Below are 22594 nucleotides of genomic sequence, written 5' to 3' on the forward strand. Positions count from 1 at the left end.
CTGCACAACCCAAACTTAATCTCTGCAACTCATTGGGGACCCTTAGGGTCCCCTTTTTTATTGCCAATTATCTTCACGTAAAAATGAAATATCAATCGTATTAATAACTGCGGTAAAGCTTAATCCGCTAAGCGACTGGCTTGTGCAATACGTTGCCTAAGCAGCTTGATAAAGTCCTTAGCTTCTCTGTCCAAACTGTCATGGGGAATATACAAGTGATAACCTAAACGCGTATCTAACATCACGCAGCGATGCCCAAACATTGCCAATACACCGCGATAACGATCCCCTTCTATCACCAAAGGACCAAACTCTGCGCCGAGATAAGTTTCTAAAGTCGCTAAGTCTTCATCTTGCGAGGCTGCAGTCACCAATAAAGGCCGCTGCTCTGTTAATAAGCCGGTGGCTAAGCGCAGGGAGATATTGTCCAAAATAGGATTTAAGTGTTTTAGCTTAATGCCTAAATAAGATAACTCTATGGTATCTAATCCATTGGTCACCCGCGGGATATCGACCCTTTGAATATTATCCCAACCGATAGACACTTTGCCGCGACGATGAAAATAGGTCAGCCCCTTGTCATCTAATGCTAGGGTCGTTTCCGGCTCATACACCTTAGCTAAACCGAGAATAAGTGAAATAGCGCCCAAACTAAAAAACATCAAACCGACAGCAAACAAGGCTGGCCACGTTAGAAAAAGCCCCAAACCCAGCAGCAGACTTAAACCGCCCAGCCAAGTTAAGGTTAACCCATTTCGTTTTGATAAAGGACGCACTGACACTATTTCTGACTCAATTGTCATTGTTCATCTTCCTGTTAACACTCACTATCTTTAGATTGAAGTCGGAAACCACACCCTTAACTTGCCATTTTTAACTTACGGTCTTTAACCATAACCACAAACGGCCAATGTATTCATGAATCGCCCGCTGAGAAGCCACTAGATTATCCGCCGTCAAACGCCACCAAAAATCATCTCTCCCAATAAAATCCGTTGGTGCGGCTTCAGGATGTAAACCTTTAGCGGTGAAGATAGCCATAGCCCGTGGCATATGAGTGGCCGATGTGACTAAGCGAAAAGGTTCTTCGCCTAATTCCCACTGTAAATATTGCGCTTCTTCTATCGTATCTCGCGCTAAAGGGAATTGAATGATCCGACGTTTATCAACGCCCAGTTCAACTGCGGCTTTCGCCATCATTTCAGCATGGGAAACCTGCGTGAGTTCGCCGCCCCAACCGCTGACAATCAACTTGCATTCTTGGCCTAAGTTAAGTTGTCTGGCACCTTCACTAAGCCTTGCAAGCGCTACTGCAGACAAGGATTGCACCGCAGTAGCGCCTTGAATATCCGAGTGCGCCGAACCTAATACCATCACAAAACAAGCGCCTGTGATGAGTGTGGAATTAATGGGGTAAGCCGATTCTAATGGCCGCACTAAGGTATTCACACCCAGTTGACTGCTTAAAAAGAGTAAGACAAAGAAGGCGCACGATACTAAGTATTTAGCCATACTCCGACGGCGCCATACCAGAAAAGAAATGACTAATAACAATAGGATAAAGGGAATCGGCATTATCCCCTGTGAAACAACTTTCTTAACCCAAAACATGATGTCCATGCCAAGCAACCCAAAAGAGCGCAATCATAGCATCAAAATACGGCGAAACGCATAGCAGATAACATTAGCCCAGCGTTTTGCTGGGCTAATGTTTATAAAACGTATAGGCCATTAAGCATTGATTTCAAAGCTTAATAAGCTCACTAGATGAGTACAGATATCCAAGCGAAGATTACTTTTCCCACAACCAAGCGGCGCCGCGCACACCCGATGAACAACCATAAAGATTCTGCACCACAGGCGTATGGCACTCACGCCCCACCACATAATGGGCCAGTAATGCCGGTAATCTTGGGTAAATTGCCGCAACATTAGACATACCGCCGCCCAGCACTATGGCATCGGGATCGAGCATGTTGATCACATGGGCGAGTGAACGAGCGAGCCTATCCATATAACGATCAAACGCAGCGACCGCAATCGCATCCCCCTCATCGACTAACAACATAATATCGGCACCTGATTTTGCAGCAGCTCGAACTGTGCCTGCCGCCGTCAATGCCGCATTATAATCACGCACAAAGCCAGTGCCAGAGATAAAGGTTTCGATACAATCGGGATTGCCACAGAAGCAACGGGTGGTATTAAACTCTTCCTTGGTCATCCAAGGCAGAGGATTATGACCCCATTCACCGCCAATACCATTACCCCCACCGTGCACTTTGCCGTTAATTGCCACGCCAGCGCCACAGCCAGTGCCGATAATCACACCAAACACCACAGATGCGCCAGCGGCGGCACCATCGACCGACTCTGATACCGCAAAGCAGTTTGCATCATTGGCAACCCGCACTTCACGCTGCAACAATTCCCCTAAATCCACATCGAGGGGATGACCATTGATCCACGTTGAGTTGGCGTTTTTCACTAAACCTGAATAGGGCGATACCACACCAGGAATTCCCACACCGACTGTGCCTTGCTCGCCGAGTGTCGCTTCCGCTTCCTTGACCAGATTGACAACAGCAGCTAGCGTGCCCTGATAGTCACGCGGCGTCGTCACACGTTTGCGAAATAGCTCATTGCCTTCATCACTCAGTGCGACTAATTCTATTTTTGTTCCGCCTAAATCGACGCCCATGCGCATCATGAATTACTACTCCAGTGTTTAGCCCGCCCTTTCATCAACGAATATCGATGCTAGGCGGTCGTTATTTCACCCAGCCTGGGGCTGTGGCAATAAAGTAAGGGTTTAAAATGTCAGGTTTTTGATTATAAGTTAATGGTTCACCTGACTCATAACAGACAACTGTGCCGCCTGCACTTTCGAGCACAGCTTGCGCCGCCGCAGTATCCCATTCGCTGGTAGGGCCCAGTCTGGGGTACAGATCGGCACTGCCTTCTGCCAACATACAAAACTTAAGCGAGCTACCCACGCTTAAGATGTCATGCTCGCCAAACTGTTGTAAATATTGCGCTAAACCAGGGCTCAAGTGCGAGCGACTGCCAACAATCATCGGCATCGCGCGTGGCGCTTTAGAGCCCAATAAGGGACTTTCTTGACCCGCTTGTTGACGCCATGCACCTAAATGCTTAGCGCCGTAATAATAGGTATCGAGCACAGGCGCATATACCACACCTGCGATTGCAACCCCTTGATGGATAAGCGCAATATTGACGGTAAACTCGCCATTGCGCTTAATAAATTCCTTAGTGCCATCTAAAGGGTCAATTAACCAATAGGTTTGCCATTGACGACGCTCATCCCACGCAATATCCGCCGCTTCCTCAGACATAATAGGGATACCGACAAACTGCAGCGCCAATGCCGCCACTATCACGTGGTGCGCGGCTAAATCGGCGGCCGTTACGGGACTATCGTCGCCCTTGTGGCTCACCGAAAAGTCATCTTGACCATAAACCGTCATAATGGCATCGCCCGCCGCTTTGGCAATCGCGACCACTTGCAATAAATCTTGTTTGGTCAATGTCTGTGCTATTGTCGTTTTGTCTGCCACTGAAACGTCCTTAATGCATTAAATATTCTGGCATTATGCCATTGTCATCCAAGGGGAATTTAGAACAAATTCATCATACATCAAGCAAAATAGACTAAGACTCACGGCTTGAACCGCTGCGCACAAAACCACAGATAAACAAAGTGATTACGATACTAAGGCAAGCCATCGGTGCTGAGAAGAGCCTTGAGTCCAGCTGCATTCGTATTCACAGCCCATGTTTTCATACGGATAGTCTAAAGCCGTCGCTTAAATCTGATTATTGGCGGGCTTATTGTTTTCAACAGCGTTAATCACTCAGATGACGTAAACGCTTAAAGCGTGATTAAAGCAGCCTAAAGCAAAATGTGAGTCACGCTCATTATCGTCAAGATAACCGCCGCAACATGCAATTCAGTTGCTGACGCCAATCTTGCCACTCGATCTGTTCAGGCATCGACAGTACATTATTCGTAGCCAAAGTGGAGCGTAATTTACCACTGTTCAACACACTATAACTCGGCCTTTTTGCCAAATTGACACCGCGGTTTAGTGCCTGCTTAGTATAATCCGCACTGGTAATCGGCTGGATATCCACAGGTTGACTTAACAAATTAAGCGCTAGGGCTTGTCGCTGGATTTCACTGGCAAATTCATACCAACTGCACTGGCCTTGAGCGCTGTAATGAAATACGCCCGAGCGCTGCTGCATGACTAATTGCCAAATCACCTTAGCGAGTGCATCACTCCAAGTCGGGCAGCCGATTTGATCGGCTATCACCTGCAAACTTGACTGAGTACGCATCAAGTTCAGCATGGTGTTGACAAAATTATGCCCATCTTGACCGTAAAGCCATGAGGTGCGCACAATCGTTGCGCAATCACCCAAGACCGCCACTACCCTCTGCTCACCAAGCAACTTACTCGTACCGTAAGCAGACAACGGCTCGGGAGCATCAAGTTCAACAAATGGCCTTGGTAAATGAACTTGGTTTGGGTTTGGGTTTGGATTTGGGTTTGAATTTGAATTTGAAGCTGAGTCTGGGTTTTGATGTTGTTCAACGCCACTTTCTCTAGCATCGCAAACAACACGTTCAGCAGCATGAGCAATCTCGCAAACAGCTTGACCACCAAACACATAATCGCTCGACACATGCAGCAAGCGGGCGCCCGACAACAAACATTGCTGCGCCAATAACTCAGGGCCGAGTGCATTCACCCGATGCGCTTCGATTGCGTCATGCTCAGCAGCGTCTACCGCATTATAGGCCGCGCAATTGATCACCCAGCTTGGTCGATATTGATCAAACACTGCTGCAATATTGGCGGCATCGGTAATGTCTAACTGACTGCGACTTAACGCATACAGCTCCAGCGGTATGCTTGTGTTTTCACTTGCGTTGCTATCTATGGCTAGCTCGCCAATATTGGCAGCGATTCTCAGCAAGGCCTCTGCGAGCTGACTCTTCGCGCCAGTGATTAACACGACTTGCGGGATGTTAGCTTCTGTAGTGCTCGCCTCAGCGCATTGAGTTGGTGTCACTTTAATTGCCACTATTTTCATCACGGATCAACAGCATGGCTCATCATCGCTAAATAAGGGGATCAAATCGGCGACGGTTTCATGACCACGGGCGGCTAAAAAAGCCAAGAGTGCAGAAGGACTGCGATTGAGTAATCGTGATGGCGGATAAGCCACTTCATCGATGATCGCTTGCGCCCGCGCAAAACCGCCCAAACTAAAGGCCACATGGGAATCAGAGCCCATAACTAAAATAGTGCCAAATTCCTTGGCCGCTTTAGCAATCGCAGTGCAATTGGCTTCGCTACCCTTACGGGATACTTCAAAGGAGGAATTGTTAATTTCAAGCGCTACACCGTATTCGGCAGCGGCGCGGGCAACGGCTTCAATATCAATCGGGTAGGCTGGGTTTCCCGGATGAGTAATGATATCAACCTTGCCACTCTTAATCGCATTAATCATAGCCTCTGTGTGGGTTGCCTTATCCGATGGCGGATAAACCGGCTCATGGAATCCCGCGAGCACAATATCCAGCTGCTTTAGATAATCGCCAAAGAAATCAATCTCGCCGTCGATATTTTTTATGTTGGCTTCGATACCGCGCAAAATCCCGACACCATCGACCATACGTGGCAGCACTCTTAAATTCACAAAGTGCCAAAAATGCGGTGCATCCGCCATCGCAGGCCCATGATCTGTATTCGCAAATAGGCGAATACCCTTCTGTTTTGCTACGGCAATATAGTCATGAATCGTGCTATAAGCATGGCTTGAAGCCACAGTATGGGTATGAGTGTCGACTTGGTACTGCATGGTTCACCTCAGTCAAATGATTCAATCAATTTAGAAAAACTGGCCATGATTAGCTAAAAAGCGATAACAATTCATCGGCGCTTCCTTGCCATGTGCCCTTACCTTTACCTTCGAGAATACTGTCCGCGAGGCTTTGCTTATGCTGCTGCATTTCTTGGATTTTTTCTTCTACAGTGCCTTCGGCAATCAGCTTATACACAAACACGGGCTTATCTTGGCCGATACGATGGGCTCTGTCCGTAGCCTGTTTTTCCGCCGCCGGATTCCACCAAGGATCATAGTGGATCACAGTATCCGCCGCGGTGAGATTGAGCCCAGTACCGCCCGCTTTTAAGCTAATTAAGAACACAGGCGTATCGCCCTCTTGGAACTTATCTATCTGGGCTTGGCGCAGGCGAGTTTGCCCTGTGAGCTTACTGTAATCGAGCCCCAAGTCCACCAGCTCAGCTTCAATCAGGCTGAGCATGCTAGTGAACTGGCTGAAGATCAATATCTTACGCCCCTCTTGCACCATCTCGGGCAGATTCTGTTTTAGCCAGTCTAACTTAGCATTACTCTTCACTTTTTGCGCTTGCTCTAACTTTACTAAGCGCGGATCGCAGCAGGCTTGGCGTAGCTTAAGTAAAGCATCGAGAAACTCGATATGGCTGCTGCCAACGCCTTGAGTGGCAAATAAATCCCGCAGTTTTTTCTCCATTACCAGTCGAATACTCTCGTAGAGATTTCGCTGATCTTTTTCTAACTCTAAGCTCTGGGAGATTTCGGTTTTAGGGGGTAATTCACCGACCACTTCATCTTTGGTTCGGCGCAGCACAAAAGGCGCAATCCGTTGACTCAAGATTTGCGCTTGTTCCATATCACCATAACGTTCAATTTTGTGCCTAAAGGATTTATTAAAGAAGGCATTCGTGCCGAGTAATCCGGGCAAACTAAAATCCATCAAAGACTTAAGTTCGCCTAAGTGATTTTCAAGCGGCGTACCCGACAAACACAATCTAAACGGCGCTTTAAGATCTTTAATCACTTGAGTCACTTTCGCCTGCGCATTTTTAATCTGCTGCGCTTCATCGAGCACGATATGTTCAAACACCTGCTGTTGATAATAGTCACTGTCGCGCACAATCAGCGGATAGGTAGTCACCACAATATCAAACTCACCTAAGCGTTCGAGCAAAGGCTTACGCAAGGCGCCATGAATGATGACAAGCTTTAACGAAGGCGCAAATTTCGCGGCTTCTTTCGCCCAATTGCCCACTAAACTCGTTGGGCAAATAATTAGGCTCGGTACATGGCTAGCACCCGTCGGTTTTAACGCTTGCTGCTTGAGTAAAAAGGCCAAGGTTTGAATGGTTTTCCCCAGCCCCATATCATCGGCCAAAATACCGCCAAGCTGATATTCCTTTAAAAAACAGAGCCAATTTAAGCCTTGCTGTTGATACTGGCGTAACTCAGCATTTAAGTTGTATGGGACTGCGACCTCTAACACACCGTTAAAATTTTCAAGCTTAGTTGCTAAACTGCGTACCCGCTCACCATTAAGCAGACGAATATCGCTGTCGGCAAAATCATTTAATAGGTGGGCACGGTATTTAGGCAAAGACACGCTATTGCCTTTATGGCTATCGAACAGTTCTAAAATTATGCTGATCAGCGGCTTAATCACGCTGGCTTTGACTTTTAACCAATCGCCATTCGGGCTGGGTAGCAGTAATTCTGCATCATCTGCCGGTTCACCATACTGCTTAAGCCAAGTGGCAATTAAGGGCAGCATAGGCACCATTTGGCCATCGATATCGGCATTCAGTGACAGGGAGAACCAACCCTCTTGCGTATCATCCAGTTCAATCGCCAATGGAGTATCAATCACATTCAAACTGAAATGGTCGGCAAAATGCACTTGGTAGCCCAAGGCCTCTAGCGCCGGGATTTCCTGTTGAATAAAGTGCAACCAAGCATCAATGGTTTCTGGCAGTGGCCCTAAACCCCAAATGCTGACATAGCTGCCACTGTTAGGGATAAAAGAAGGTGCCAGCTCCACCAGTTCCAATGCCATCAAACGATTAATCGCATCCATTTCCGCATCGAGTTGACGCGCGACTTGATAGGTTTTGCCTTGATGGGTAACTAAGGACAAGGGCTCGTCGGGATATTGGCCGCCAAGTACCACGTCTTGATAGACAAACTCCAACAGCACCAGTGGCTGCGCCATAGCAAACTCGGGTAACTCCTGTGAAGTTAAGGTCAACCTGACTTGCAGCGGTACTTGCAACTCGACAAAATCAATCGAAACAGGCGTAGGTACGGTTTTCGCCGAAAAGTGTTTAATCAGTTTGTGACTCACCATTTCAATCTGCGAGCTAGGCACTGGCGGCATCTGGCTGAGTAACAAGAGTTTTTCAACGCTGATCTCTGTCTCTAATGCGCCTATCTTAAAATAATCAAAATCGATATAAGTCGGCGGCTCGCAGGGGATCAGCTCCCAATTTTCTTTATTGGGCAACGTTAACTGCATCTGTTTATGTTCGGCATCCTTATCTAGCCAAATGAATTCTGGCTTTAACGGTTCACCTCGGGTGAGCGCTAAACGGCTCTCTTCCCAAAAACACCGTTCAGTGACGAGCATTTTTTCCAGCGCCATAGCGCCTAACTGAGCTTTAAGGTACAGACGCGAGGCACCGTGGCGGCGGGTCGACATAACGAGATTGATGATGAGTACGTCTTCGGCACCAATCCAAGCGGGCATGTAATATTGCACATCGGATAACGCTATTTTCGAGCCTTTGTTATAGCCGCCCTTCTTCGCCAACTTGCCTTTTCTTAGCTCAAGGTAGACGCCGTTATCATCTTTGGATAACACGTACAGCACGCGATCGTCATAGAGTAAATCGACATTTGAAACCGTGAGATCATCACTCTCGTCTAGCAGATGTAACCACTGGGCAATACGTTGATCTTCAACGGTTCTATCACTCAGTAAACTGTAAAGCACGGCGGCAATATGCTTGCAATGCCCAGTGGCGGGGCATGAACAGAAGCCATTCATGATCAACTTATGGTTAACACTCACGAGGCGAATATCTTGACGATAGGGCTGGGATTCCGTCCCCATGACGCGACCTTCAATATGACGAAAATCGGCATTCGCTTTGGCGCTCAAGACCCGTCCCTTCATCACATAATCACGGGCGCGCATTAAGGTTGGCGACGTGAATAATGACTCAATAGTAGTGCGAGTCAATTGGATAGGATCTTGGGGGGACAAGCGATTCATGTAAAAACCTTGAAACTAAAAATATCAATACCTAACAATAGCAAGCCATTGCCGAGCGACATTTATCAATGAGTTGTGTGGGATTGTATTGAAAGCCTTGGCCGAAAGCCAGAATGATAGCCTCTATCGATAAACCCACCCTGCCTGCAAGATTAAGAGAACACACTTACTCGCAGACAGGATATGGATTTAAACTCGCATAAAGCCATTGATAAATCAGGTGTTAGCCTTGCATTAATCACTAAGCGTTAACGGTTACAACCAAGGGCTAAACTTTTGCTTTAGCTTCAGTACTTTTTGTATCAGCAATGTTTGTATCAGCAATGTAGCGATCGACCAATGTTTCTAAGATATCCAAGGGCACGGCGCCATTTTTCAGTACCACATCATGGAAGTCTCTGAGATCGAACTTATCTCCTAGGGCCGACTTGGCTTTTTCACGCAGTTCGAGAATTTTCATCATGCCGACTTTATAGGCCGTCGCTTGGCCTGGCATAACGATATAACGCTCAATCTCAGCCGTGACATCACGATCGGACATGCCAGTGTTTTTCTTCATATAGTCGATCGCTTGCTCGCGAGTCCAACGGCTATGGTGAATGCCCGTATCTACCACTAGACGCACAGCGCGGAACAACTCTGCCTGCAAACGACCGATATTATCAAAGGGATCCTTTTGAAAACCAAGCTCCCACGCCAAACGTTCGCTATATAAAGCCCAACCTTCAATGTACGCCGTAAAAGGCGCCATCTTACGAATAAGTGGCATACCCTCTAACTCCATCGCCACTGCGATTTGAAAATGATGCCCAGGGATCCCCTCGTGGTAGGCTAAAGTGTGCATACCGTATTTAGGCGTGGCCTTGATGTCATATAAATTGGCATAGAAACGCCCCGGACGACTGCCGTCAATCGCGGGCTGCTGATAATAGGCACCCGGTGCTGTTTTCTCTTTAAATTCAGGAATACGCACCACTTCCATGCCCGCTTCGGGTCGAATACGGAAGGCATCACCGAGTCCGGCATTCACTTCATCAAGAATATGCTGATAATCGACCAGGATTTGCGCTCTGCCCGCATCGCTATCTTCGTAGTAAAACTTAGGATCGGCGGCTAATGCTTCAATCGCGACCGAGAAACCTTGGCTCACATCGTAGCCTTCAGCGGCTAAGATAGTCATGATCTTGCTCTGAATGCGATCCACCTCAGCCAGCCCTTTAGCATGGATTTCGTCAGCAGTGTAATTAGTGGTCGTAAAGAACTTCAGCAATTGCTCATAGGCAAGGTCGCCATTTGGCAGCGCCCAATAACCATCATCCGTCCCAGCTTTGGCTTGTAACTGGGTGAAGTAGTCGATAAATAATTGATACGCTGGATGCACATAACCTTTAATGTCCGCTTCAGCGGCGGCCAATAACCGTGCTTGTTCATCGGCACTGATATCCGTGTCAGCTAATTTGGTTTTGAATGAACTGTATAGGATATTGTCTTGAATCGGCGTCGCGACAAAATCATTCATCTCGGTCAGTACCCGCTCAATCACAAACTTAGGCGGAATAATCCCTTTAGCTTCACGGATTTTTAAGCCTTCGAGCGTTTGCGCAAACTTAAGTTTCACCTTTTGTAATCGCGACAGATAGTTTTCAGCATCGCCCACCGAGTGGACTTGGTGCTGTGCCTGCATAAAGCTGGGATACCCGTTTTGCACACCAAACAACTGATTCAGCGGATAGTTATGGTAACGATACGGCTCAGAGACCAATGCAAAATCGGCAAGATATAAGGCAATATCCTTGGAAATGCGCTGATTTTCATCTAAATCCGCATCGGAATAACTCAGCAAGGTTTCACGTAGATCACGCACTTGCGCGAAAGTCTTATCCATCGCCTCTGGACTATCATCATCCAACTCGGCGTTATGGCCTGTAATCCCTACCGATTCTAAGAAACCCAATGAGGTTAAGGTCTCAGGGCTTTCGAAAGCCATCTTGACCACACTTCGATCTAAAAACGCGCGAAAGAAAAACGGCTTTTTCGCAAACCATTCATGGGCGGCCAGCGACACTAATAACAGCACTAAGACTAAGCTGCCGAGTCCAATCCGTTTTAGTGCTGTTTTCAACGTCATTCTCCATTCTTATTATATTGGGTCTACAGTTATCGCACTGAATCTAAAGCTCAAGCACGCTGTTATTTTGCAGACGAGAATATCACCAACACAAATAGGTAACAATTTAGCAACGTAACTAAGCGTGACTGAATCCCTTCTCTGGCATACAGGTCGCCTCCCACACTCCACAGACACCTAATAGGTAAACTGTCACTAAGTCGCGACAAACAGACAAAATATTTTTTACGCTCGATAACTTTCAAACTAACTTCGTATCCAATTGAATATAAACAGTTATAAAGCATCACCCTCCCAGAATCTTTCCATAACCCTCTCTATAGATGAAAGGTATTTCAAAATAAAGCTATACAAACCCCTAGAGTGTGTTAATCTGTACTCCGGCCTGTGATTCAGACCTATTTATAAGCAATATTATGTATTTGAAAACCTTCGCTACGCCTGTAATATTTTTTGCTGTCATGAAGCTTTCCACTCATAACTTATCATCAATGTAAATAATTCTATTTCTGGCTAACATCCCGCATAATTGCGAATTATTTGTTTGAAAATTTTGGAGACATTCATGTCTAAAACTACTGGTGTAGTTAAATGGTTTAACGAAGATAAAGGTTTTGGTTTTATTTCTCCTGACAATGGTGGCGCTGACGCATTCGTTCATTTCCGCGCAATCGTTTCAGAAGGCTTTAAAACTCTTGCTGAAGGTCAAAAGGTTTCTTTTGATATCGAACAAGGCCAAAAAGGTCCTCAAGCTGCGAACGTAGTTATTCTGTAATTAGACTTTGTCTAATTTAAGCTAACAAGTTCCAGACAAAAATGCCGACATTATGTCGGCATTTTTATATCTGCGTTTTCATCCATCACTCACGCAGACCATTAACCTTTAGCCGTGCAGCAGTTTAGCTTCCGCTTTCTCAAGTCTTCGTGGTTTACCCACTATCAGTAAGATATCCCCTGCACGAAAAACCCAGTCCTGCTCAGGATGTTCCACTTCGGCGCCACTGCGACGAATCGCCCTTAACTCCACCCTCAATGTTTCCCACATAATATCGGCAACGGTTTTACCAATCGCATCTGCACCACGCGGTAACGCCACCGCATGCAATGACTCCAAGGTGAAGTCGGTTTCTGTACCGGAAAAGAAGCCATGTAAAAATTGATAATGATTGCGCCGCTCTGACTCTAAGCGTTTTAAAATGCGCGCCAGTGGCACACCACATTGATGTAACACCTGTGACACTAACATCAGGCTGCCTTCCAAAGATTCTGGGATCACTTGATTGGCACCGGCTTTTTTCAGTAAGTCTAAATCACTGTCGTCTTTAGTTCTGACTAAAATTTTAGCGTCTGGCGCCAATAACTTACATAAGAGTAGAACTTCTTCTAAACTGCGCGACTCACAAAAAGTGATGACGATCATCTTGGCCTGCTTAACGCCAATTTGTTTTAACATCGCCCGTTTACACACATCCCCAAAATAAATAGGTTCGCCAGCACGGCGCGCCTCAGAGACACGAGTCGGATCGAGATCCATGACCAGATAAGGTACAGCTTCAGTTTTCAAAAAACGGGCAATGGTCTGCCCGACTCGGCCGTAACCAAAAATCATCACCAGATCATGCTCATCCATCAAGAGTGGCACAGCTTCATCCACATGTTTTGCCTGCCTTATTCCTAACACCCACTTAGCAATATCCACGCTATGGCGAACTAACCACGGGGCTATCGTCATGGAAAGCACGGCGACCATGACTAACATGGTACTGATTTCATTATCTAGAAGTTGATAGTTAACCGCTAAAGCCAACACCACAAAACTGAATTCGCCCACTTGGGCTAAGCTCATGGCGGTGCTCATCGCAATCCGAAAGGGTTCGCCAACCAATCTTAAGATCCCATGAATGATCAGCGCCTTACCTAGTACAACGGCCACTAAGATCAACAATATCTGCCACCAGAAACGCATCACTAAGGTAAAGTCCAGCATCATGCCGATGGAAATGAAAAACAGCCCCATCAATAGATCGCGAAACGGCCGGATATCCGCCTCAAGTTGGCGACGGTACTGGCTTTCCCCCAGCAGCATGCCCGCCATAAATGCCCCCAGCGCCATTGATAATCCCAGCCATTGGGTAAATGCGCCTGTCACTAAAGCCACCACTAGTGTTGATAACACGAAGAGTTCGTTAGAGCGGGAGCGGGCAACTTCGTCAAAAATCCGCGGCAGTGCCCATTTACCAAAAGCCATCAAGAGGAAAAAGGCCAAAATACCTTTGAGCAAGGCAAAGGCGATATCCGCAAGCATCAAAGGTTCGCCACCATTGGCCAGTAATGGCAATAGGATCAACAGCGGCACAACCGCTAAATCTTGGAATAATAAGACACTGACGGATAGCTCACCATGACGACGACGCAACCACCCCTGTTCATTGAGTAATTTAAGGACGATGGCAGTGGATGATAAGGCAATGGCAGCTCCGATAACTAAGGCTTCGACCCAATTAAGACCACACAACAGGGCCACGCCCATAGTCAACAGGGTCGTTATTACCATCTGTGCACTGCCTAAGCCAAATACGGTACGGCGCATGGCCCACAGACGCGGCACAGAGAACTCTAAGCCTAAGGTAAACATCAGTAGCACTACCCCAAGTTCAGCGACAGATTGCATTTGATGCTGGGTAAACCAATGAAAACCGCTCGGTCCACTCACTACACCAGTGAGTAAATAAGCCAGAATTGCGGGTAAGCCCAAACGGCGCAGCACAGCAATAGCCACAATGGCAATCACTAACATAAGTAGTACTTGGATTAAGAAGCTATGTTCCATTGGGGCGATGACTCCTGTCAAAATGCTGACGTGTCAAAAAAACTAACGCTGAGTTTTAAGCTTAACTGAATGACTAACAAAGACAAATTTTATTAACAAATATTACGGCACGGTATTTGCTTAGACTAGGTAAGAGATGTATCGCACTAACATTTGCTGGAGTGATGATTATGGACTTTGGCCTAGCGACCGAGCTATATCCCGACGAATATCGCTATCAAACAGAACATTATAGTCCCAATGATAATCCATTGGACTTGGTACAAGTGATCCAACAACTGCACGCCAGTTTAGATCCAAGGACAGTCTTTGCCTGCTATGGCAAAGTGCTGGGACAACACTTGCCGATCCAAGGTGTGCGCTTAAGTTATGGCGAACATAAATTAAGCTGGGGCAAACGTTATGGTATCAGCGTCAAAAGACAGCTGATATGTGCAGGTATGCCGCTGACGATTCAATACCAGTTATTGACGCCACTGACGCCATCGCAAACCTCGAACCTGAAAGAGATTGAGCCGCTGTTATTGCAACCGTTATTAAATGCAATGCAATACCAAGAAATGTCGATGCAAGCCATGTTTGACTCGCTCACAGGTTTAGGTAATCGCCATTACTACAGTCAAAGTCTCAGTAATGCGACCGCCAGAGCCCATAGAAAACAAGGTTCTGTCGCACTCATAGTGCTCGATTTAGATAACTTTAAACAGCTAAATGATAAATTCGGCCATAAATGTGGTGATTATATTCTGAAGGAATTTGGCGACATCATTCGTGCGACCATACGTAATACGGATCAAGCATTCCGTATCGGCGGTGACGAATTCGTTATTATTGTCCAAGGTAATATTCATGCGGCAGGCTTGTTGTGCGAACGGATTGTCTCGGCCATCAATCAGCACAGTAGTTTCACCCAGTTTGGGGTGAGCTGTAGTCTAGGTGCGGCAGAATCACACGATACCATTGAAGCCGAACAACTTTATGAACTTGCCGATAAGGCACTATATCAAGCCAAAGCAGCGGGACGTAACTGCTATAAACTCAGCCAAAATCAATTAGTTTAGACGCGCAGGGATGCCAAATGAAATGCGATAAAAAACTCGCAGCGCGTAATCGGTGAAGGTTCAAAACGAAAGGAAAGTTAATATCTCAATGTAGATCTCAAGGAAGATTCGAATCAAACTGACGTGCTGCGACCTACTCTTTCTTACTTTGCTGCTTTCCTACTTAAAAAGAATAACGCCGCAACGACTCACAAAAACTCCAGCGACAACTCCCAACCCAAACCCCTTGCTTCGCCAACAGGCACTTAAACAAACACTTAAACAGAAGTTTGAGAGACCTGTAAACCTAGTCCATTCGACTCAAGAATAAAGCTCTTTTCAACCCACAGCCCAATCGCCATAACCAGTTGCTCGTTATAGAACACGAAACCGACCTTTTCACGTACCCAAGGCGGAACGGCAAACTCTTGCCACAGTTTCTTTAATTCTCGGCCCTTGCCACGAGAATGGGGATGACAGCGACATTGCCCCGCAAGTTGATAACGCACACTCACCACTTCATCTGGCCGAGGAAAGCGAGCTCTGGGCCCTTGTTTAGAGGCACTGAGACGCATCGGCTCACCACAAGTAACCTCCGCAGGTTTCACGTCTAATTTAGTAACGCCTAATTGAGTAACGTCTAATTGAGTAACGTATAATTGAGTAACGTCTGATTGAGTAACGTCTGATTGAGGAACGTCTAATTGAGAGACATCGCCCTGCACTAACGGGATGAGGAGCTGCGAAGGAAGCGTCCAGCTCGCAGGCTTAACATGACGCGGACGGGCTTGATACTTAAATAAATACACTTGATTGGCAAAGCGGCGGATTTCACATTCACCGACACGAATATGCACTTTGGCATCATCTTTCGCGGTTAAAACCTGAGTGATGATCTGATTAAGCTGAACCTTTGAGGGCAAGGCAAAACCCTGGGATTCGATAAAACCCCGCAATAGTAGCGCTTGCCAGTCGGCTGACTGCTCGGCAAAACCATCGAGTGTAAATACACTTTGAGTATGGTAAGGCGCTTGGGTTAACCATAAAGGTAAACGTTCACCCACCTGTAAATCCAGCGTTGCCTGTTGCTCGGCGCACAATGCCGCACTGCGACTCGCGGTCGTCGCAATACTCGGCCAACGCGCTTTTAAGCGGGGAATGATTTCTAAACGTAAAAAATTACGATCGAACTTATCGTCTTGATTACTTTCATCTTCGATATGCACTAAGCCTTGCTGTTTTGCGTAGGCTTCAATTTGCTCACGGCTGATATCCAATAACGGCCGAAGTTGTCTGCCTTGTGCTAATGCTTGTACTTGCCCCATAGCCGCCAGCCCTTTCGGGCCCTGACCACGCTTGAGCGCAAGCAGAATAGTTTCGAGCTGATCATCTTCATGGTGGGCAGTTAACAACACATCATTTGCGCTTAAATGCCGTTCAATCGCTTGATAACGGACTTTTCGTGCTTCGGCTTCAAGGCTTAATCTTGGTCCGCGATTAACCGTTACTCGCTCAACCGTTACGGGCAAACCGTAATGCTGACCGCGCTCAAGACAATGCTGCGCCCAAACCTCAGCGTTGTCGCTTAGGCCATGGTGCACATACACCAGTTGATAGCTAAACTCGGGATATTGCCGCGCAAACTGACTTAAGCCAAAGGCCAATACTTCGGAATCAACCCCGCCACTGTAAGCCAGCACTAACTTGCAGTCAGGCGCTAAAGACTGCGCCGTCAAAAAAGCACTAATATGCGCGCAGAGATCGCCTGCAGCCGATGGCTCATCAAACTTAACCGACATAGGTTAACTTCATCTGTTTGCACCTAAGACATTCGCCAACATTAGAATAAAATTCTCACCTTGTTTGGCCCGAGCAGCGATTCAAGCGAGAGCATCAAGTCATCGGTCGGATTCACTCGCCAAGCATCGGCGAGCCTAAATTGACCTTTGGCTTGGGCTTGAGTGTAGTTGATCACCACAGGCACGGCGCCGTTACGCCACGAGCTTAAGGCTTGCTCGAAGGTATCGAGGGCTGATGGCGTTAACTCACTGCCATCCATATCGATTTCTAGCGCCTTAGCAAAGTGACTTCGCGCCTCACTAATGTCGATGATATTACGCGCCGTCATGCGGTTGCCGCCGGCGAAATCATCGTAACTCACCTCACCTTCACAAATGAGGATGCGATCTTTTTCCAGTAGATGATTAAATTTTTCAAACGCTTCAGTAAACAACATGATCTCAAGACGCGCGCTCTTATCGTCAAGCGTCAACAGGCCCATTTTCGAGCCGCGCTTAGTCAACATCACGCGTGTTGCCACCACTAAACCCGCAGCCTTAGCCGTTTTACCGCGCTCGGTGGGATGCACATCTTTCAAACGGCCGGACGTGTAATGCTTAAGCTCTTTTAAATACTGATTGATCGGATGGCCGGTCAAATACAAGCCTAAGGTCTCACGCTCGCCTTCAAGCCAAATTTTATCCGGCCAAGGGGTACATTCAACAAACTGCTGCTTGCTGTCTTCGGGTTCACTGTTGAGCAAACCAAACATATCGTGTTGGCCTATCGCTTCGGCTTTAGCATGTTGATCGGCGGCGCGAATCGCTTCGGGCAAGGTGGCCATCATTGACGCACGGTGCGGCCCAAGATTGTCTAAGGCACCCGCGCAGATCAGCTTTTCAATCACGCGCTTATTGAGTTTTTTCAAATCGATGCGGGCACAGAAATCGAATAAATCGACAAAGGGGCCGTCTTTACGCGCCTCTAAAATCGATTCAACTGGGCCTTCGCCCACACCTTTAATGGCGCCGATGCCATAAACAATGCGCAGATCATCATCGACGGTAAATTTGAACAAACCTTTGTTCACATCCGGCGGAATAAGCGGCAAGCCCATACGCTCACATTCATCGACCAAGGTCACAATCTTATCTGTGTTATCCATATCGGCCGACATGACCGCCGCCATAAACTGCGCAGGAAAATGGGTTTTAAGCCATAAGGTCTGATAGGAAACCAGCGCATAAGCGGCGGAGTGAGATTTGTTAAAACCGTAGCCGGCAAACTTTTCCACTAAGTCGAAGATCTTCATCGACAAGTCGCCATCGACGCCGTTATTGATTGCGCCTTCTTTAAAGATACTGCGCTGCTTGGCCATCTCTTCGGGCTTTTTCTTACCCATAGCACGGCGCAGCATGTCGGCGCCGCCAAGGGTGTAGCCCGATAGCACCTGCGCAATCTGCATCACCTGCTCTTGATACAGAATAATGCCGTAGGTCGGCGATAACAGCTCACGAAGCGATTCATGTTGATACTGAGAATCTGGGTACGAGACTTCCTCGCGCCCATGCTTACGTTCGATAAAGTTATCTACCATGCCCGATTGCAACGGCCCCGGACGGAATAGTGCCACCAGTGCGATCATGTCTTCGAAACAGTCGGGCTGCAGACGTTTAATCAAATCCTTCATACCACGGGATTCGAGCTGGAATACCGCCGTAGTTTCATACTTTTGCAGCAAACGGAAACAGGCGGGATCCGTGAGTGAAATCGCCTCAATCCGTATTGGTTTGCGCCCGTTTTTCACTTCGACCTTGTTCACCATCTCGAGCGCCCAGTCGATAATCGTCAGGGTTCTTAATCCCAAGAAATCGAACTTAACTAGCCCTGCGGTTTCAACGTCGTTTTTATCGAATTGTGTTACTGGGTTTTTGCCTTCTGCATCGCAATAGAGCGGCGCAAAATCGGTAATTTTTGTCGGTGCAATCACTACACCACCGGCGTGCTTACCAGCGTTACGGGTTACGCCCTCGAGCTTACGGCACATGTCGATCAGATCTTTGACGTCTTCATCGCCATCGTAAGATTCTTGCAACGCTGGCTCGACTTCAAAAGCTTTCGCCAGTGTCATGCCTGGTTCTGGAGGAATTAATTTTGAAATTCGGTCAACGAAACCATAGGGATGACCGAGCACTCGGCCAACGTCGCGGATAACCGCTTTTGCCGCCATAGTACCAAAGGTGATAATTTGCGATACCGCTTCGCGGCCGTACAACTCGGCCACGTGGTCGATCACTTCATCGCGTCTATCCATGCAAAAATCGACGTCAAAGTCGGGCATAGAAACCCGCTCAGGGTTCAAGAAACGTTCGAACAGTAAGTCAAATTCGAGCGGGTCTAAGTCGGTGATTTTGAGCGCATAGGCCACAAGTGAACCCGCGCCCGAACCACGACCGGGTCCCACTGGGATACCGTTATCTTTACCCCATTGGATGAACTCCATTACGATCAAGAAGTAACCAGGGAAGCCCATCTGGTTGATTACTTTGAGTTCGATATCGAGCCGTTCGTCGTATTCGCCCCGTTTCTCGGCGCGCACTTCGGGGTTGGGGAACAAAAACTCGAGCCGCTCTTCAAGGCCCTTCCTCGAGCAATCGACCAGAAAGTCTTCGATGGACATATCGCCAGTCGGGAAGTTGGGCAGAAAATACTCGTACAAACGAATCGTCACGTTACAACGTTTAGCGATTTCGACACTGTTCGCCAGCGCCGCGGGAATGTCGGCAAATAGCTCGCACATTTCCTCTTCGCTGCGTAAGTACTGCTGTTCACTGTACTTTTTAGGACGGCGCGGATCGGCAAGGGTAAAACCATCGTGGATCGCGACCCGAATTTCATGGGCGTCGAAATCCTCAGGTTTAAGGAACACCACCTGATTGGTGGCGACCACTGGGATACCCTTATCCTGCGCTAAGATCACTGCCATGTGTAGATAACGCTCTTCGTCTGGGCGGCCGGTACGGATAAGTTCGAGAAAATATCGATCGGCGAAATGTGTCTGATAAAACTCACATAAAGATTCAACCTGAGTGCTATTACCCTTGAGGAGCGCCTTACCCAGATCGCCCTCTTTGGCGCCCGATAACAGCAAAATGCCTTCGTTATAAGTGAGTAACCACTCTTGGTCGATCACCACACGCCCAGCAACTTGGCCACGCAAATAAGCCTGACTGATAATTTGGGTCAGATTCTGATAACCAATATTGTTCATCGCAATTATGGTCAAGGCGCATAATTCGCCTTCAAATCCGGGCACTTGCATCCAAAAATCGGCGCCGATAATCGGCTTGATCCCCGCACCATGGCAACCACTGTAAAACTTAACCAAACCACAAAAGTTGTTTTGGTCAGTCAGGGCGACAGCCGCCATTCCCTGCGCTTCCACCTGCGCCAAAATTGGCTTGACCTTGGCCACGCCATCGGTCATTGAGAAGTCACTGTGGACACGAAGATGCACAAAACGAGGATCGGACATAATTAGGATTATCTTTGAATAGCAGGTTAACAATAACTAGAAAGCAGACTAACAAAGTCACGCAGCCAGAGCCAGTGACTTTGCCGGATAACGGGAACTATATACCCAAACAACCTGAAGATACGAGTTTCAAGTTGTTTGAGCAAAATGCTAAAAGCAGCGCTTACAGTCCCAGTAATGCCTTGACGGGTTTGAAACTTTTACGATATTGGTCAAACACACCATGTTCGGCTATGGCCTCAAAATGCGCCTTAGTTGGATAGCCCTTATGTTTTGCAAAACCGTATTGCGGATAAGCGGCATCGAGCACGTCCATCTCGCGATCCCGCGTCACTTTCGCGATGATCGAAGCGGCGCTGATGCTGGCAATCAAACCATCACCTTTAATGATGCTGTGGCTGGTAAGCCCTGCGCCATTATGGGCAACAAAGATGGGGCTACGATTGCCATCCACAAGCACAAGCTCTGGGGCAATATTAAGCCCAGCAACCGCACGCTGCATCGCCAGCATAGTGGCGTGCAGAATATTCAGCTCATCGATTTCAGCAGGACTGGCACGGCCAACCTGATAACACAAAGCTTTATCACAAATCTCATCGAACAGGGCTTCACGGCGTTTCTCACTGAGTTTTTTAGAATCATTCAGGCCACTGATGGGCTTGTTTGGATCTAAAATTACTGCGGCAGTGACCACATCGCCGACTAAGGGGCCGCGGCCGACTTCATCCACTCCGGCAATCAAACCGGTTGAAAAGGCGAGCAAATCGGCTTCGGTTAAACTTTTATAAGTTGCCACTAGTTAGCCTCCTGCGATTTAGCATGAGTGTGTTTAGGCTCAACCAGCGCCATTACCGCTTCAGCAGCTTTTAAGCTCGCATCACGACGTAATACTTGGTGCAGGGCTTCAAACTCGGCTTTGAGCGGCGCAAAATCGCGATTGAGCTCAAGGGTGACTGCCGCCGCAATTTTCTCTGGGGTGCAATCTTCTTGAATGAGTTCTGGGACGAGATCTTTTCCAGCAAGCAAATTCGGTAACGAGAAACGTTCTACTTGCATCATGCGCTTAGCAATACGATAGGTTATCGAGCTCACGCGATAAGCCACCACCATAGGACGCTTGACCAGCATGGCTTCTAACGTCGCGGTGCCAGATGCCAATAAAATCCCATCGGCTGCCGCCATCACTTCACGCGACTGACCTTCAATCATGTGGATTTCAAGATCTGGCGCAAAATCTTTCAGCGCTTGCTCAAATTGGTCACGACGTTTTTGATTCACTAGCGGCGTCACAAAACGTATGTCTGGGAAATTTTGCCTAATCAACAAAGCCGCTTTCACAAAAGGCTCGGCCAGTTGCTTTAACTCACCGCCGCGGGAACCGGGCAGAATCGCTAAGTATTCAGCATCGGCATCTAGTCCGAGCAAGGCACGGGCTGCGGCCTTATCGCTTTGCAAGGGAATATCGTCGGCCAAGGTATGACCCACAAAGGTACAAGGCACCTGATGCTGATCGTAAAAGGCTTTCTCAAAAGGCAACAGCGACAACACCATATGGGTGGCTTTGGCGATTTTGAATATCCGTTTTGGACGCCACGCCCACACAGACGGGCTCACATAATGGACCGTCTTAATGCCACGCGCTTTGAGTTTAAGCTCGAGGCCAATATTAAAATCCGGTGCATCGATGCCAATAAAACAATCGGGCTTAAGCGCGGTAATCTCTTTAATCAGGGAGGCACGTACTGTTAATAAACGAGGCAAACGGGATAGCACTTCTACAATCCCCATCACGGCGAGTTCTTCCATCGCAAACAGGGATCTGAAGCCAAGGGCTTCCATACGGGGACCACCAATACCGACAAAGCGCGCATCGGGGTGATTCTTTTGCAGCGCCGCCATTAAACCTGCGCCTAAAATATCGCCCGAGAGTTCTCCGGCAACCATGGCAAACACTAATGGAGTTTTATTGCTCATAAACCAATCATGTCTCATGAATGAATGACATTGGATGACGGGGCGAACAACAGCTAAAACGCATCATTCCAAGCCATACTGATGTAAATTAATGATTAAGCTCATTGATGGTTGAATGCACAAGGACATTACTAACGACGAAGTC

At 47.5% G+C, this 22594-nt stretch carries 15 protein-coding genes; 2 read left to right on the forward strand and 13 right to left on the reverse strand.

Annotation, left to right across the window (positions count from 1 at the left end):
- Positions 1-119: 119 nt before the first annotated feature.
- The 8 genes from KV201_RS05015 to KV201_RS05050 form a co-directional block, all read right to left on the reverse strand.
- Positions 120-803 carry a DUF2982 domain-containing protein gene (locus KV201_RS05015; protein WP_006081006.1) on the reverse strand — a complete coding sequence of 228 codons (684 nt, stop codon included), beginning with the start codon at positions 801-803 and terminating at the stop codon, positions 120-122.
- Positions 804-873: 70 nt separating this feature from the next.
- The gene (locus KV201_RS05020; protein WP_226058786.1) at positions 874-1575 is read right to left on the reverse strand and encodes a YdcF family protein; all 702 of its coding nucleotides are present in this window, start codon (positions 1573-1575) and stop codon (positions 874-876) included.
- 217 nt (positions 1576-1792) lie between these two features.
- Positions 1793-2710, reverse strand: a complete 918-nt coding sequence (gene mak, locus KV201_RS05025; protein WP_006085264.1) for a fructokinase — start codon at positions 2708-2710, stop codon at positions 1793-1795.
- A gap of 61 nt (positions 2711-2771) precedes the next feature.
- On the reverse strand, positions 2772-3578 hold the full coding sequence (cysQ, locus tag KV201_RS05030) for a 3'(2'),5'-bisphosphate nucleotidase CysQ (protein ID WP_226058702.1): 807 nt from the start codon (positions 3576-3578) through the stop codon (positions 2772-2774).
- A 367-nt stretch (positions 3579-3945) separates the two neighbouring features.
- Entirely contained in the window at positions 3946-5121 is a 1176-nt protein-coding gene (locus KV201_RS05035) for an NAD(P)-dependent oxidoreductase (protein ID WP_226058703.1), read from the reverse strand.
- Between the two features lie 6 nt (positions 5122-5127).
- A complete protein-coding gene (locus KV201_RS05040) occupies positions 5128-5892 on the reverse strand; it encodes a phosphatase (protein WP_006085262.1) in 765 nt (254 codons plus the stop codon).
- A gap of 49 nt (positions 5893-5941) precedes the next feature.
- Entirely contained in the window at positions 5942-9163 is a 3222-nt protein-coding gene (locus KV201_RS05045) for a DEAD/DEAH box helicase (RefSeq protein WP_226058704.1), read from the reverse strand.
- 268 nt (positions 9164-9431) lie between these two features.
- A complete protein-coding gene (locus KV201_RS05050; protein ID WP_226058705.1) occupies positions 9432-11291 on the reverse strand; it encodes a DUF885 family protein in 1860 nt (619 codons plus the stop codon).
- A gap of 565 nt (positions 11292-11856) precedes the next feature.
- Between KV201_RS05050 and KV201_RS05055 the strand changes: the two genes are divergently transcribed.
- Positions 11857-12066, forward strand: a complete 210-nt coding sequence (locus tag KV201_RS05055) for a cold-shock protein (protein ID WP_006080998.1) — start codon at positions 11857-11859, stop codon at positions 12064-12066.
- 108 nt (positions 12067-12174) lie between these two features.
- Here KV201_RS05055 and KV201_RS05060 read toward each other — a convergent pair whose 3' ends face one another.
- Complete coding sequence (locus tag KV201_RS05060; protein WP_226058706.1) at positions 12175-14121, reverse strand: monovalent cation:proton antiporter family protein; 1947 nt, start codon at positions 14119-14121, stop codon at positions 12175-12177.
- A gap of 170 nt (positions 14122-14291) precedes the next feature.
- Here KV201_RS05060 and KV201_RS05065 point away from each other — a divergent pair, with 170 nt between their 5' ends.
- Complete coding sequence (locus KV201_RS05065; protein WP_006080996.1) at positions 14292-15182, forward strand: GGDEF domain-containing protein; 891 nt, start codon at positions 14292-14294, stop codon at positions 15180-15182.
- Positions 15183-15439: 257 nt separating this feature from the next.
- On the opposite strand, the gene tilS is transcribed toward KV201_RS05065, so the two are convergent.
- The 4 genes from tilS to lpxB form a co-directional block, all read right to left on the reverse strand.
- Positions 15440-16960, reverse strand: a complete 1521-nt coding sequence (gene tilS, locus KV201_RS05070) for a tRNA lysidine(34) synthetase TilS (protein ID WP_226058707.1) — start codon at positions 16958-16960, stop codon at positions 15440-15442.
- Between the two features lie 41 nt (positions 16961-17001).
- Complete coding sequence (gene dnaE / locus KV201_RS05075) at positions 17002-20475, reverse strand: DNA polymerase III subunit alpha (RefSeq protein WP_226058708.1); 3474 nt, start codon at positions 20473-20475, stop codon at positions 17002-17004.
- A 163-nt stretch (positions 20476-20638) separates the two neighbouring features.
- Entirely contained in the window at positions 20639-21271 is a 633-nt protein-coding gene (gene rnhB / locus KV201_RS05080; protein ID WP_226058709.1) for a ribonuclease HII, read from the reverse strand.
- The gene (lpxB, locus tag KV201_RS05085; protein ID WP_226058710.1) at positions 21271-22449 is read right to left on the reverse strand and encodes a lipid-A-disaccharide synthase; all 1179 of its coding nucleotides are present in this window, start codon (positions 22447-22449) and stop codon (positions 21271-21273) included. Before lpxB ends, rnhB begins: the two co-directional genes overlap by 1 nt.
- Positions 22450-22594: the final 145 nt, after the last annotated feature.

Origin of the sequence: Shewanella sp. SR1, assembly GCF_020447145.1 — a bacterium.
Lineage (GTDB): Bacteria > Pseudomonadota > Gammaproteobacteria > Enterobacterales > Shewanellaceae > Shewanella > Shewanella baltica.